Raw genomic sequence first — 12,755 nt, 5'->3', positions numbered from 1 at the left:
AGATAGAAGTTCCTTTAAAAAACCCTCGAGTCAACAATTTTCAGATAAAATAATTTCTTTTTTCTAATTTTGACGCGATTACTTTTTTTCTAATTCTTGAGAACGAGTTGCGAAATTTTATTATGAATTCTTCTTTGCCTGTTCGCACTCAATATTTTCACATAACAGCGAATTTAGAAATCGGAAGCGTATTAATCTAATATCTCAGGAAGGAATATTTTAAGACAGGAAAAAGAACGGATTTTTAATCTAATTTTCTTTTACGGAAGTCTGAGTATAGAATTAGGAAAAAAATTCATTGATCACAGTCAGAAACCTTCAGAAATCCTTTCAAATCTCCAAAAGAAAGCCGGGGCTCTTCGGAGCGCTCGGTTCGCTCTTTTATTCCAAGAAAGAAATCATTCAAGCGGTCGAGAACGTGTCTTTCGAAATTCAGCCCGGAGAATTTCTCGGATACATTGGTCCGAACGGAGCGGGAAAATCCACCACGATAAAATTGTTAACCGGCGTTTTGACTCCGGATCAGGGAGAAATTCGGATTTTCGGTTTGGATCCTTCTCGAAACAGAAGAGAAAATTCCAAACAAATCGGAGTCGTCTTCGGACAAAAAACTCAACTTTGGTGGGATCTTCCGGTGGGCGAATCCTTCGATCTTCTGAGATCCATCTATAAAATCGAAGAAAAAGATTACAAAAAACGAATGGATATGTTCAACGATCTTCTTGGGCTTCAGGAGTTCTTTCGTCAACAAGTCAGAAAGTTAAGTTTAGGACAACGGATGAAAGCCGAGATCGCGGCGAGTCTTCTTCATTTTCCTCGAGTTTTGTTTTTAGACGAACCTACAATCGGACTGGACGTCCTCGTAAAGGAAAAGGTGAGGGAATTTATTCGGACCATCAACCAAGAAGAAAAGGTTACGATTCTTTTGACTACCCACGACGTTCAAGATATAGAATATCTCGCAAAGAGGATCATTCTCATCGATCATGGAAAAATTCGCTTTGACGGGGATCTGAATTCTTTTCGAGGATTGGGGGGGACGAATAACGTGGTGGAGATTCAATACAAAGGGGATACGATTTCTAAACTTCCTCCCGAGTTTACTTGGATTCCAAACGGTCTTCCAAATCGCGCTAGTATCGTGGTAAAAGAAGGTGAATCTTTGAATCCACTTCTTTCTTTTTTGAGTTCATCCGGTTTGGAAATAACCGAGATCAACTTTAAAAAACCGGATCTTGCGACCGTTATCAAACAGATCTACGGGGAAAAACCCTGATGCTTTATCTGAAAGTTATTTCCAAGGCGTTGCAGAGATCCTCCACTTACCGACTTGAATACTTTACGGGAGTCCTGAACGCTGTCTTGTATCTCGCCATTCTTACTTCAGTTTGGCAGTCCGTTTCGGGAAACGATTTGGATGAAGGAAGGACGAGAGAATCCCTGATTCTCTATGCCGTTATCTCCACTTTAATCAAGGTTTCCTTTGGAAGACAGGACGGTCTTGTTTCTTCTAAGATTAAGAACGGAACGATCGTCTTTGATCTTCTCAAACCGATTCGATTTCCGTTGATCGTCTTTGCCGATACGATCGGAGTCAGCATCTATCACCTTCTTTCCAGATCATTTCCCCTTTGGATCCTTGCTTATGCGGTATTGGATCTTAGCTTTACACCTACGATGGTTTCAGTTTTTTCTTTCTTGCTCGTTTACGGTCTTGCGTTCTTAATCTTCTTTTTGATCGGTTTTATGATCTCATCCTTATCCTTTTATTTTACGGAAGTTTTCTCCTTCTTTCTGCTTTACTTTGCCTTGATTACTTTGTTTTCCGGAGCCGTCATTCCGTTGGATCTTTTTCCGGCTTTTTTAAGGAGTGTCTCTTCCTGGCTTCCCTTCGCTTATCTATATTATTATCCGACACAAGTTTTAACTTCGCAGCCGATCGGAATGGAGTTCGGAGAGTTGATTGCTCGTTACTTTCTAATGATCGGGATACTTACCGTGAGTTCTTCCGCAATCTATCTTTCCGGATTAAAACGTCTAGAACTGGCGGGAGGTTAAAATTGTTTTATTCTTTGAAAACTTATCTTAAGTTGGCGATTTCCTCCGTTCAGTCTCACATGGAATATAAGGCGAGTTTTTGGATCTATCTTGTCACTTTACTCATCTATTATTCCGCGCAGGCAGCGACGATTTTTATTCTACTTTCCAAATTTGTTTCGATCGGAGGATGGACTAGAGGGGAGATTGCGTTTCTTTACAGTCTTTTGATTTTTGCACAAGGAATCGTAGCTTCCGTATTTTCGGGAATGGTGGAATTCGGTTCCTTAGTGAGAGACGGGGGTTATGACCGATATCTTTTGAGGCCCCTTTCTCCGATAGGACAGGTTTTGATGAATCACTTCGATATCACGGGGTTGCTTCATTTGATTTTAGGAGTGATCACGTTTCTTGTGGCCAATCAATTTACGAATATCGAATGGACTTTGTCGAAGACAATAATGTTGTTTTTGGCGGTTTTAGGAAGTGCGATGATTTTGGCAGGGATACGAATTGCGATAGCATCCATTGCATTTTACGCGATTCAGAACTATTCCTTGGTTCACTTGTTTATTTTTTCAAGTCGCGAGTTTATGATGTATCCTATGAATATCTATAACGTTTCGATTCGAATTCTTCTAACTTTTTTGCTTCCTCTAGGGTTTGTGAATTTTTATCCGGCTCACTATTTTTTGGATAAGAACGGAGATTCTCTATTTCATCCTTTCTTTATCTATTTGAACTTCCCGGTCGGTTTTTTTCTTTTTTTAGGCTCTTTGTTTCTTTGGAAAAAGGGACAGAAAAAATACGAATCGACCGGAACTTAGGGTTATTTGATTTCTAAGTGTTCGATTCCGGATTCGGTGAAGATCTCTTCGTATTTTGAAATGAACGGCGCTTCTTTTTCGATTCTTTCTTCTATGGCCATTCCTTTGATTTCAGCTTCGGTATAAGTTCTCGTAAAATCTCTTCCCGCCAATCTCTGGACGAGTTCGTCCCAGAAAATACTATCCTGATACTCCGTGATTAAATCGGAAATATCCGTCTTTTCTTCGAATTCTCTCGTAAGATAATGAAGCTCTTCCTCGCTGTCATACGCGACCAGATGGGAAACTTCCAAAGCTTTCGCATACGAAAGAACTTGTTGTTCCATATCCTCGTAAGCATCATAAGAATCCAAACGATCGGGAGCAGGTTCCTCTTCCTCTAAGATCGAGTGATAAAGAAAACGGGTGATCGCCAAAGATTTAAGGAGGGCTTCGTATTGTTCGCGTGTGAGTTCGATATTCATTGCAATTCCCATTTCACGGAAGAGGCGCAGATTGCCAAATCTATTTCTCTAAGAAATTCACTTCATTAAAACGGTCTATTGTACTTCTCCGCAAATTATTGAAAAAGAACGAAATTTTCAATTCTTAAGAAGAAATTCTTTCGAGAGAAGTTTGGCCATCGATGATCGCGAGAAGGAACCAGATTTGCTTTCATTTCGGTAGATCGAGGTTTTACCGAGTTGGGAAACAAATTCAAATTGAGGGAACTGATTCCATGCAAAACAGAAAATTTATCTGAGCATCTTACTTTTACTATTGTATTTTGGAAGTTATACTTCCAACTCGAAAAAATTTGTAAGTATCAAGGAAGGGGGCTCGTCGCTTCTAATTTTTTTATATTCTCAGACATAGTCGATTACCGCTCTCTTTGGAAAAGGAGGATTTCAATTCTTAACTATGCAGGCTCGATCCAAAATTCGATTTCGATTCTGGATCGGGAAGTTTTTCTCGCGGACGGGGGAGATCTCCGTTTAGAGTTGGAAGAAGGATACTATCATTTTAAGTCGGTGAATGCCGAAAATATTCTCTACTTAAAAAAGAACGAAATTCGTTCCGTCGATTCTTACACTTTTAGCGAACCTTTTTTTCAAGTTAGGAACGTCATTTTAAAGAATTGGGCACGAGAGAAGCGATCGAATCGCTTCTCGATTCTAACCGTCTTGACCGAAATCCTCTTTCGATGGATTGAATTTGGATTTTTGAATGATGTTTTCCAGAAAAGAAAGAAAATTTTTAGACTCTTTAGAGGCTCCTAAATTCATCCAATTTACATGGCCTCCTCCTCTGACTTCCCAAAACCATTTCGGCTGTCCCGCGAGTCCGAAAAGTTCGATCCCATTCTGATAAGAAACGATCGGATCTTCGGTACCGTGAATGACTAAAATTGGGATGGGCGCGAGTTGGGAGACGGTTTCTCCCGGGTTGAGAAGATCGTTTACAAACAAGCCGGCGATCCAATCGATTGGAAAAAATAAAACACGTCTGACTACTTGTTTAAAAACGGTTTTATAACTCGCAAAACTTCCGTCAGCGACGATCAGGACGATTCCGGATTTATCTTTCAGTTCCGAGGTCGCGCGCAATGCAATCGCTCCCCCCAGACTTTGTCCGTAGACGACGAGAGGTAATTTTCGAATTTTAGAATATTCTAATTCTTTAGATAGAAAATCCACAGAATCTTTGTGAATATTCTCTCTTTCGGGGGTTCCGGTAGAATCGAGATAACCCCTGTAATCCAATACCACCAATTCATAGCCGTAATTTACCATCCAAACGAGGCTTGTAAAGTGGCTCGTTCTGTTTTCTCCGTTGCCGTGAAATTGAACGACTACACCTTTTGTTTTTTCCTTCGGTATGATTCTCCAAAAGTGTAATTTCTCACCATCAAAGGTTTTAAAACTCTCTTCTTTATATTGAAATCCGAAAATTTCCGGACTCCAATATTTTTCCTTCGTAGGCTGATAGAATAAGGAGGCACAGGATTCCAATACTGCGAATAAAATCAAATAAATGGATTGTTTAGAAAAAAAGAGAAATTGAAACTTGGGCTTCTTCATAATACTTTTGTAATTTACCTTCTAATCTAATTTCAGTATTTTGCGAGGATCTGTAACGAACTCCAGGAGCAACCTTGTAATCGTCTTTATATCCGTAAATAGAGAATCCGAAATATTGCGCGGATAATCCCAATTTCCAATTTCCGTAAGAACAACCTGCAAAGATCGCAGCTTGTGGAGCAATCAAAAGGCCCTCTGGGTAGTATCCGTTTGCCCTTCCTTTTGCCCCGACTTGTAACGAGAATGTCCATAAAAACGAACTTCCCGAATTGACGTTGGAGAACGTATATCCGCCCGTTCCTTCTAAGTTAAAATTTGTGACCCTATAAGCTTTTTCATAATCGTTTTTTTCTTTTTGATAACCTAACCAAAGCGGGACCTCTTGGTTGTAGGATAGAAGAAAAGGAACGGACTTTTGAGAATGGAAGTCTGGTTTTATCATAGAAGAATCCGCGCCGACGTCAAAGAAAAACGACATGGGCGACGATATCGGATTGATGGGAGAGAGTGATAATATCTTTACTAAACTTCCTTCTTCGAGTGTGGGATTTTTTTGATAATCGTATTTTCGAAAGACTGTCGAAAAGTATTCGATCGTAGAAAATGGAACATAACCTTTGTCGTAATTTAGAAAATCATGATAAGCGGCTCTGATTGCAATTTCGGAATAACCGCCTATACTGGATTGGCCTCTACTCAATCGGATCCTTCCGCTTCCGTGTCCTTCTTCCGGCGGTGATACCATCGGAGATTGTTCGGGTAAAGGTAGAAAATTAATTTTACTCCGTTCGATGAGTATGTTTCTATATTTTTCTTCCTGTTCCGTCGTTAATTTTTTTAAAGATCTTTGGTAGCGTTTCGCGTCCAAAATTGCATCCAAAATATAGGCTTGTCGTTGTCCGTCACCGGATTCTAAAATTTGATTTAATTCGATTTTATCGTTGAGATATCCGAATACTTTTTCCCTTTCTCCTACTTCGAGGTTGAATAACTTTTGTTCTAGTTTGGAACTGAGGGACGGTCGATAGTTTTTTTTGCGAATCAAGCCTTCTTGTTCCAAGACAAGTTTGACCGTATCCGATGGAATCGTATAAAGATTGAATTTGTCTCGGAGTCTTAATTCCGGTTTCCCGATTTCTATCAAAGATAGCAGGTGATAAGAACAGTTCTCATCGAAGAAGAAATAATCAAAGTATGTGCTGCCCAATTCCCAGACGTGAGAAGCGATCCTTCTGGATTCTTCCGCGTTGAAGTTGAGCTCGTATTCCCAGAGATCTCGACTCTCCATATCGTTGTATTCGTTGATTTTATAATAATATGGAAAAATACTAAAAGTTCCGGGATATCCGCCCATCAATCCTTTGAATGTATATGCTAAAGCCGAATCGTCGGGGGAATTATTGGCGGCGAAATTGATCGCATAATCCAAAATTTCGGAACGTGTAGAATTTTCAGAACCGATCTTGAGCAGGTTATGACCGAACAAGGAAGCGGGATTGTTTAGATAAAAGGAAGCAAAAATGAGCTTTGTGGAAACCGGATTTAAGGAGTGCATCCAATTCTTATATCGATCGCAGCTCAACTTCGGGAGTAAGCTTCGATCAAAGTTCAGTTTCGAATCCAGCCATCGAAAACGTTCCGGAAATTTGCACAGAGGGTGTAACTTTGATTCGGAAATTTCTTCGGGAGTAGGCTCTCTAAAAAAAGATTGAATGGTCGCGGTCAATTCCGATTGCGGATCTTTCTTTCCGTTTGGCGAAAGAAAAAAATCTTCTCCGTCCACTTCACTCTTAGGTTTCCCGAATAGAAGTGGATCCCGATAATGAAGAAGAAGTCTCCAGTAACGAGCCGAATCCAATTGCAAGTTCAGGGCAGAATCTTTGTAGGATTGTATTGTTTCGAAATCCGTTGTCTGTCCGAAAAGAATCTTCGATTGGAAGAATGCGAAGAGTATAAGGATGAGAGCTTTGATTTGAATTGGTTTCAAGAAGGGGATAAATTGACCGGAGACTTTGCACCGGAACCTATTAGATTTTACGAACCTTTAAAACTAAGGTATCTTTTGTCTATTTCCAGTTATGTTTAAGAATAAAAAGGACCATGTCAATTTTTTTTCGAAAGAGGGAAGTCGTGAACAAAAAGAATACGAAATCTCATTGAGGGTCCTGTTTTTTGCCTTCGATTTCTTCGAGTAGTTTGCATTCAGGAATCTCCTCTTTTTCGACACGTTTTTCTTTTCTATATCCTAAAACATGTCCCGGAATCGACGAGAACAAGCCTAAATATTGACCGGCGGATCCTAAAAGCGAGCCAGTTGCATAGGTGGAATAAGCGGGATATAACGTTCTGTAGGCGAGGAGTTCATTCTTCTTATCACATTTGTTTCTGAGATAACGAAGCGCGTCGTCTGAAGCTCTTGCCTCGGGATAGAGCGCCCCTAAAACAGGAATCGAATAACCAAGGCTATAGAGCGATTTATGCTTTCTCAATGCGAAGTCTTTGGAGTGTCCTCCTTCATGCAAGACCACGGCGGGAATATCGCTGTAGATATTGATCGTATTTGTGTAAGGATTGTAATGATCTCCACCTCCGAAAATAAAACCAGCAAAAAGTCTTTCGGGGATGATTGTGGAAATCAGCCAGCTAAAGATTCCAATCGAATATTTTAAAACTGGATGGACCGTGTCCGATTTCCAGAGTTGTTTCAAATCGCTCCAAGGAGAATATTGATTAAAACGAACTTTGACGTCTTTGAGGTTGTTTTCTCGGATATAATCCATCAGATACTTTTTTGTTTCTTCGGAAATGTTATGATTATTCATCTTAGAATTCCAGAGGATGAGTTTTGTCAAGAAGCCGAAGACGTTTCCGAGGAAATCCAAAAGCCAGTAGGGCTCTCCTTCCTCGAATTGAGGATTACTCTCGTCGAAATAATTTTCGTTCGGATAATACGGTTTTGCGTAGACGTATTTTTTTTCCACGGAATAAGAACATCCGATCGAGGCAGCGACGCAGAAGAGGAGAAGGACGGAGCTTGCGATTTTCATTGTAGGATTCATGAATAAAACATTTCTCCTTATTCTTTTTTCGGTTGTGAGGTAGGGGACTTCTCAAGAGAGGACTTGAATTGTTCGAAAAATTCCAAAAGAGCGATCCTTCCGAGCTGATTGAGTTGGTCTTCTCTGTTTCCTCGAAATCCTAAATAAGGCATATAGATCAGCCATCCGACAAGGGTGGCTGTAGCGAGGGTGAAATGACAGTCCGTTACGTTGGAATCGATTGAATCTTCGAAATGAAAATCTAAAATTTTTTCTTCCTTCTCGATACGGGTTACCTCGATCTCCAATTTTACTTCGGTCAAATTTCCAAAAAAACAACGGTCGTCCGTTTTCAATTCGAAGTTTTTTATTAGAATTTTATAATTTTTATCGACTTTGTATTCGTTTCTGTTTCGATCCAATTCCCTAAGGATCAAAGTTTTGACGGAACCGTATTCGTTTTCTAATTTGCGCGGAGATAAGAAGAATAACGAAGGATCCCTTGTTGCAAATGCGGACCCGAAGATTTTTGGAGATTCCAAGACTTCAAAATTCGGATTCTCCCTCGGGGCCGCTAAGTGAGGAATTGTATCCACGTTTCCGATGTCAAAGCTATCGCTTCCTTTTTTTGGAACGTAAACTCGAATTGCGATACAACTCAAACAGAATCCGAATATGAGAATTGGGCAGATCCGTAAGATTCGTTTTTGAATTCTAAAAAAAAGCGTTTTTGAAAACGAAAAATTCCGGTTCTGGATCAAGGCTTTGTTTTTCATTTCGGACCTCGGGTGACAAATGCAGTGACCGTTGTGCAGTATCTGGTTCCGAGAAGGGCCCAATACCAAGATTCTTGAAACGTTACTTCGGAAAGAATACCACCTTCGGCTTGTTCGACGACTTTGGAAAACGCTTTGGCGGATCGATCGTTGAGTCCTATGGGTATAAACATAAAGAATAAGAATCCGCATTCTTTTCCATAAGCGGGAACTGTGATCGTATCGGTATTTTGAATCTGGAGTTTACTTTCCGGAATAAAAACGGGAGTGGAGACGCAAGAAAACTGACTGATCAATGCCCATAGAAAAATCAGGATTCTCCATTTCATTGGATGGCTTCTCCGGAAATTGTGAGACATTGGGTTACGCCCAATACCGCCCAAAACCAATATTCTTCGATGGTGATATTTTTAATCGATTTGCTTCCGGGTATCTGTCGAAGAGCTTCTTTATATGCCCTTTCCATTTTTGTGTTTTGACCGATCGGAAAAAAATAATAGTAAGGATCCAGAAATCCGAGAAAACCGCAGGCTTGTCCACGGACGTTTCCGAGGTTTTTTTCGGTTCCGTTTAACGTCGGTTGCAAGAGAATCGGATCGGAAGAGCAGCTTTGAAATTGAGCGAAGATGAAAATGGAGAGTATAAAAACTTTAAATGATTTCATTCACGTTAGTCAGTTTTAAAAGTTAGGTTCTGCGGCGTTTATGTAGTAAAATTTTTTTTATTCAAAAGGAAAAACGCTTCTGTAGAAATCGAGAGCGAGAAAATGAATCGAAGAAAAACTCAAAAACTAGGTTTGCGAAAAAGTCCGACTGGAAAGGACGTTTATTCCTTCCAGTCGAACGATTGGAACATTCGAAAATAGCTTTCGGATGATTCCACTCAAAGAATCATTCGCCGTAAACGATTACGCATTCTTTTGAGAAAAAGTATCCCAAAAATCCTTCCGAACTTTTATCCACTACGGCGACCTTTGTGATTTGTGCCTCTTTCATCGCTTCTGCGATACTTCCTTCTCCACCTGCGTAGAAAAGAGCCGAGAAGATCGAGTAGGTATTACAAGAGGTTCCACGTTTCAGAATCTTTGCATCCGTAGGACCGGCAACTGAGTTTCCGGATACATGATATTCTGTATTGCTGAATAAACCGATTGTGAAAAGGCTGGAAGCACAGTTGGAAACCGTAAATGCAACCAAGAAGATTGAAATTAAACCGATGATTTTTTTCATTTTATTATTCCCCGCTTACGATTGTGCAGTAGTTTTTATACAAGGCTCCGAGTACCGAGATCGTTGAATGGTCGATCGTTGCGATTCTTGAAATCTTGTTTTCAAATGCGATTCTACCGGCAGATGCCTTTCCCCAGCTTACGTAATACAATACTGTATGAGCGCAACCTTCCGCTTTTTTAACTACAGGAACGCTGTTGGACGTGTTGATCTCACCCGGGAAGGTAGTGTTCGTAAATAAGAGCCCGTTCACAGGGCCGGTTGCACAATTACTCAGAAAGAGGGAAATCCCCAAAGTAACAAAAGTAAGAATGATATTTTTTTTCATGTTCAATTGTTCCTATTATTTTTTCTTTCCAGCTGCAGATTTCACATCCGTTTTTGAGTCGCCTGCACCGGAAATAGCTGTTGTGGATCCATAAACTACGGTACAAAAGCTATGATAAACGGAGCCTAAAATTGCAAATTGCTCGTATTCAACATGAGAAACCTTTGTTATTTTAGATTGGGTTTTAGCGGCTTCGATCGAGGAATCTCCGAAAGCGATTAGAGCTAAAATACTTTTAGAACAAGCTGTTCCCATTGTATCGCCGTTCTCTGCGTTGTGACCAATTGGGCCCGGTATTGAACCGTTGTGAACGAGAAGTCCACCAGAGGCAATCACGTACATCGGATTGGCATATTCTTTAGTTGGATTGGTATTTGTACCTTTGTAGGCCATAGCAACATAATTGAATCCTGTACAGTTACAGGCCCAGATTGCTACGAAACAAATCGCGAGCAGAGATTTGAGTTTCATTTTTTTCTCCTGGAAATATTTTAATTGTCTTTAAAGAAAAACGCATGGATGAACGATCCGTTTTTCTAAAGCGTCAAGGTGGTGCTAAATAGCATTTATGTAAAGTTATTTCAATCGCGAACTGTGATTTTTGTGAAACTTTTTACAACAATGCTATAAAAAGCTAAAACATTTGAATAGAATTATTATTTGATATTCGGACTTTTTGAAAAAGGATTTTATTTTTTGGAATTGAAGAGTTATATCCTTTTGGGTTCGATTTGCGTCAGTAAAAGTTTATTTTTTTTTAAATCTTAACTTTTCTAAGCCCTTGAATCAAAAGGAATCCGCATCCTGGGAAAATAGAAATCACATTTTGGAAGAAAGAACGTTATACGAAAGCGAAGAATTCTGTTTCTGTCCCTCCAAAAAATCTCATTCTCCCCAGACGACGACACAATTTTTGTAAAAGACAGGACCTAAAAAACTAAAGGAAGCGTAGTCAACGACTGCGATCTTTTCGATCCCGAATTCTTTGGCGATTTCGGTGACGCTGTTTTTGGGGCCGCGATACATCGAATTGTAATAAAAGAGAGACACGGCATACGAGCAACTTTCTCCTTTTTTCACAATCTTTGCCGAAGAGATCAGGCTTCCGTTACTTTTGGAAAGAATGTGTTGTGTATTGTAGGAAATCAGAAGGGCAGGTTCAGAAGTCGCGGTACAATGCGCGAAGAGCAAACTTAGAAACGTTGCGGTCGCAAGGAAGAAAATTTTGTTTCTAAAAATTCGTTTCATTCTTTTTCTCCCGCTACGATGACGCAGTGATTTCTATAAACGATCGCGAGGATATGAAGAGCGCTGTAGTCGATCAGAGCAATTCTCTGGATCCCATTCGATTTGGCAACGGCGCCCGCTCCTGCGTTTCCAAAACTGATCAGTCCGAAAATGTTGTGGATACATCCATCCGCGATCTTTTCCGGTTTTACGTCGTTTGCCGGATTGATCTGTCCCGGATATTTGTTATAAGTAAAAAGAAGGCCTCCGACCGGTCCGGAGGCGCAGTTTACAAAGAAGAATAAAGAAAGAATCAAAAGTAGAATCGATTTTTGATTTTTCATTCCGATGTTCCTCTGTTTTTTTTCTTTCCTAGGATGATTTCGGAATCCGGATTCGAACTTCGTGCGTCTTCGCCGACGCTCGGAGATGGATTGGATTCTCCGGAAACGATCGTGCAAAAACTGTGATAAAGTATGGAAAGGATCGCCGTGTGTTCGTATTCTATATGTGCAATTTTTTGAATGTTTCCTCTTTGTGTCGCGGTAAGAACTGAGGAATCTCCCCAGGCCAATAGGGACAAAACCGATTTGGAACAAGCTTCTCCTCTTTCTATACTTTTTGCGTTTCCGGTCAGGGTTACCGGAATCGATTCGTTGTGATAAATCATTCCTCCCTTATAAAAGAGTTCCAGAGAGGGGCGTCCATATGCGGGAGTGGGGTTGGTATTCATTTCCTCCGGACCTACGGGAGAATTGAGGATATTGATCCCGGTGCAACCGGAAGAAAAAAGAATTCCCAAGAAAACAACTCTGGAAATAAAACGAAGATTTTTTTGGAACCAAAACGATGAAGCCATAAATTCCCCCAGACCTTAATACCATTTCTTTTTAAAATTTTAGGACAGAAGAATTTGCATTTTTTGATAAAAAAAAGAAATTCTCTCACTTTTACCTCCTTTTTCGAAAGAAGTCGCTTCGTTTTGTGTGAGTTCCTACATTCGAGACTGCAAACGATCGATTTTCGTTTTGTGTGAGTTCCTACATTGGAGACTGTAAACGATCGATTTTTCGTTTTGTGTGAGTTCCTACATTCGAGACTGTAAATGATCGATTTTTCGTTTTGTGTGAGTTCCTACATTCGAGACTGTAAATGATCGATTTTTCGTTTTGTGTGAGTTCCTACATTCGAGACTGTAAATGATCGATTTTTCGTTTTGTGTGAGTTCCTACA

16 protein-coding genes are annotated in these 12,755 nt (G+C 40.2%); 3 read left to right on the top strand and 13 right to left on the bottom strand.

The window, feature by feature from the left end:
* Positions 1–298 precede the first annotated feature (298 nt).
* The 3 genes from JWG45_RS02310 to JWG45_RS02300 are packed head-to-tail and all read left to right on the top strand — an operon-like array spanning position 299 to position 2,864.
* The gene (locus JWG45_RS02310; protein ID WP_205278173.1) at positions 299–1,276 is read left to right on the top strand and encodes an ABC transporter ATP-binding protein; all 978 of its coding nucleotides are present in this window, start codon (positions 299–301) and stop codon (positions 1,274–1,276) included.
* On the top strand, positions 1,276–2,058 hold the full coding sequence (locus JWG45_RS02305) for an ABC transporter permease (protein WP_205278172.1): 783 nt from the start codon (positions 1,276–1,278) through the stop codon (positions 2,056–2,058). The genes JWG45_RS02310 and JWG45_RS02305 overlap by 1 nt, the downstream gene beginning before the upstream one ends.
* Before the next feature lie 14 nt (positions 2,059–2,072).
* A complete protein-coding gene (locus tag JWG45_RS02300; protein ID WP_232380473.1) occupies positions 2,073–2,864 on the top strand; it encodes an ABC transporter permease in 792 nt (263 codons plus the stop codon).
* A gap of 2 nt (positions 2,865–2,866) precedes the next feature.
* Here the strand turns inward: JWG45_RS02300 and JWG45_RS02295 are convergent, their stop codons facing one another.
* The 13 genes from JWG45_RS02295 to lsa14 (JWG45_RS02235) all read right to left on the bottom strand — a co-directional run bounded on the left by JWG45_RS02295 (position 2,867) and on the right by lsa14 (JWG45_RS02235) (position 12,381).
* Complete coding sequence (locus JWG45_RS02295) at positions 2,867–3,328, bottom strand: hypothetical protein (RefSeq protein WP_100784479.1); 462 nt, start codon at positions 3,326–3,328, stop codon at positions 2,867–2,869.
* A 690-nt stretch (positions 3,329–4,018) separates the two neighbouring features.
* A complete protein-coding gene (locus JWG45_RS02290; RefSeq protein WP_205278171.1) occupies positions 4,019–4,924 on the bottom strand; it encodes an alpha/beta hydrolase in 906 nt (301 codons plus the stop codon).
* A complete protein-coding gene (locus tag JWG45_RS02285) occupies positions 4,887–6,878 on the bottom strand; it encodes an Lnb N-terminal periplasmic domain-containing protein (RefSeq protein ID WP_456298540.1) in 1,992 nt (663 codons plus the stop codon). Before JWG45_RS02285 ends, JWG45_RS02290 begins: the two co-directional genes overlap by 38 nt.
* A gap of 199 nt (positions 6,879–7,077) precedes the next feature.
* Positions 7,078–7,983, bottom strand: coding sequence for a hypothetical protein (locus JWG45_RS02280; RefSeq protein ID WP_205278170.1), 906 nt, complete (start codon positions 7,981–7,983; stop codon positions 7,078–7,080).
* Positions 7,984–8,000: 17 nt separating this feature from the next.
* Positions 8,001–8,738 (bottom strand): hypothetical protein, encoded by a 738-nt coding sequence (locus JWG45_RS02275; protein WP_408611588.1) that lies wholly within the window; start codon positions 8,736–8,738, stop codon positions 8,001–8,003.
* Positions 8,735–9,067, bottom strand: a complete 333-nt coding sequence (locus JWG45_RS02270) for a hypothetical protein (protein WP_205278245.1) — start codon at positions 9,065–9,067, stop codon at positions 8,735–8,737. Before JWG45_RS02270 ends, JWG45_RS02275 begins: the two co-directional genes overlap by 4 nt.
* Positions 9,064–9,402: a hypothetical protein gene (locus JWG45_RS02265; RefSeq protein WP_205278169.1), complete on the bottom strand. Its 339-nt coding sequence runs from the start codon at positions 9,400–9,402 to the stop codon at positions 9,064–9,066. The genes JWG45_RS02270 and JWG45_RS02265 overlap by 4 nt, the downstream gene beginning before the upstream one ends.
* A gap of 226 nt (positions 9,403–9,628) precedes the next feature.
* A complete protein-coding gene (locus JWG45_RS02260; RefSeq protein ID WP_205278168.1) occupies positions 9,629–9,967 on the bottom strand; it encodes a TRL domain-containing protein in 339 nt (112 codons plus the stop codon).
* Between the two features lie 4 nt (positions 9,968–9,971).
* Positions 9,972–10,295, bottom strand: coding sequence for a TRL-like family protein (locus JWG45_RS02255; RefSeq protein WP_205278167.1), 324 nt, complete (start codon positions 10,293–10,295; stop codon positions 9,972–9,974).
* A gap of 15 nt (positions 10,296–10,310) precedes the next feature.
* Positions 10,311–10,766 (bottom strand): adhesin Lsa14, encoded by a 456-nt coding sequence (gene lsa14 / locus JWG45_RS02250; protein ID WP_205278166.1) that lies wholly within the window; start codon positions 10,764–10,766, stop codon positions 10,311–10,313.
* Positions 10,767–11,180: 414 nt separating this feature from the next.
* Entirely contained in the window at positions 11,181–11,543 is a 363-nt protein-coding gene (locus JWG45_RS02245; RefSeq protein WP_205278165.1) for a TRL domain-containing protein, read from the bottom strand.
* On the bottom strand, positions 11,540–11,866 hold the full coding sequence (locus tag JWG45_RS02240; protein ID WP_205278164.1) for a TRL-like family protein: 327 nt from the start codon (positions 11,864–11,866) through the stop codon (positions 11,540–11,542). Before JWG45_RS02240 ends, JWG45_RS02245 begins: the two co-directional genes overlap by 4 nt.
* Positions 11,863–12,381, bottom strand: a complete 519-nt coding sequence (gene lsa14 / locus JWG45_RS02235; RefSeq protein WP_205278163.1) for an adhesin Lsa14 — start codon at positions 12,379–12,381, stop codon at positions 11,863–11,865. Before lsa14 (JWG45_RS02235) ends, JWG45_RS02240 begins: the two co-directional genes overlap by 4 nt.
* Positions 12,382–12,755 lie beyond the last annotated feature (374 nt).

It is taken from the genome of Leptospira ainlahdjerensis, from assembly GCF_016919175.1.
In the GTDB taxonomy this organism is placed as follows: domain Bacteria; phylum Spirochaetota; class Leptospiria; order Leptospirales; family Leptospiraceae; genus Leptospira; species Leptospira ainlahdjerensis.
Note: the sequence above shows the minus strand (reverse complement) of the source record. Positions and strands in the feature narration are given on the sequence as shown.

Excerpts from the sequence above, each read along its gene's own strand:
- JWG45_RS02305 (WP_205278172.1), top strand. The coding sequence starts at position 1,276 with ATGCTTTATCTGAAAGTTATTTCCAAGGCGTTGCAGAGATCCTCCACT.
- JWG45_RS02295 (WP_100784479.1), bottom strand. The coding sequence starts at position 3,328 with ATGAATATCGAACTCACACGCGAACAATACGAAGCCCTCCTTAAATCT.
- JWG45_RS02290 (WP_205278171.1), bottom strand. The coding sequence starts at position 4,924 with ATGAAGAAGCCCAAGTTTCAATTTCTCTTTTTTTCTAAACAATCCATT.
- JWG45_RS02280 (WP_205278170.1), bottom strand. The coding sequence starts at position 7,983 with ATGAATCCTACAATGAAAATCGCAAGCTCCGTCCTTCTCCTCTTCTGC.
- JWG45_RS02275 (WP_408611588.1), bottom strand. The coding sequence starts at position 8,738 with ATGAAAAACAAAGCCTTGATCCAGAACCGGAATTTTTCGTTTTCAAAA.
- JWG45_RS02270 (WP_205278245.1), bottom strand. The coding sequence starts at position 9,067 with ATGAAATGGAGAATCCTGATTTTTCTATGGGCATTGATCAGTCAGTTT.
- JWG45_RS02265 (WP_205278169.1), bottom strand. The coding sequence starts at position 9,402 with ATGAAATCATTTAAAGTTTTTATACTCTCCATTTTCATCTTCGCTCAA.
- JWG45_RS02260 (WP_205278168.1), bottom strand. The coding sequence starts at position 9,967 with ATGAAAAAAATCATCGGTTTAATTTCAATCTTCTTGGTTGCATTTACG.
- JWG45_RS02255 (WP_205278167.1), bottom strand. The coding sequence starts at position 10,295 with ATGAAAAAAAATATCATTCTTACTTTTGTTACTTTGGGGATTTCCCTC.
- lsa14 (WP_205278166.1), bottom strand. The coding sequence starts at position 10,766 with ATGAAACTCAAATCTCTGCTCGCGATTTGTTTCGTAGCAATCTGGGCC.
- JWG45_RS02245 (WP_205278165.1), bottom strand. The coding sequence starts at position 11,543 with ATGAAACGAATTTTTAGAAACAAAATTTTCTTCCTTGCGACCGCAACG.
- JWG45_RS02240 (WP_205278164.1), bottom strand. The coding sequence starts at position 11,866 with ATGAAAAATCAAAAATCGATTCTACTTTTGATTCTTTCTTTATTCTTC.
- lsa14 (WP_205278163.1), bottom strand. The coding sequence starts at position 12,381 with ATGGCTTCATCGTTTTGGTTCCAAAAAAATCTTCGTTTTATTTCCAGA.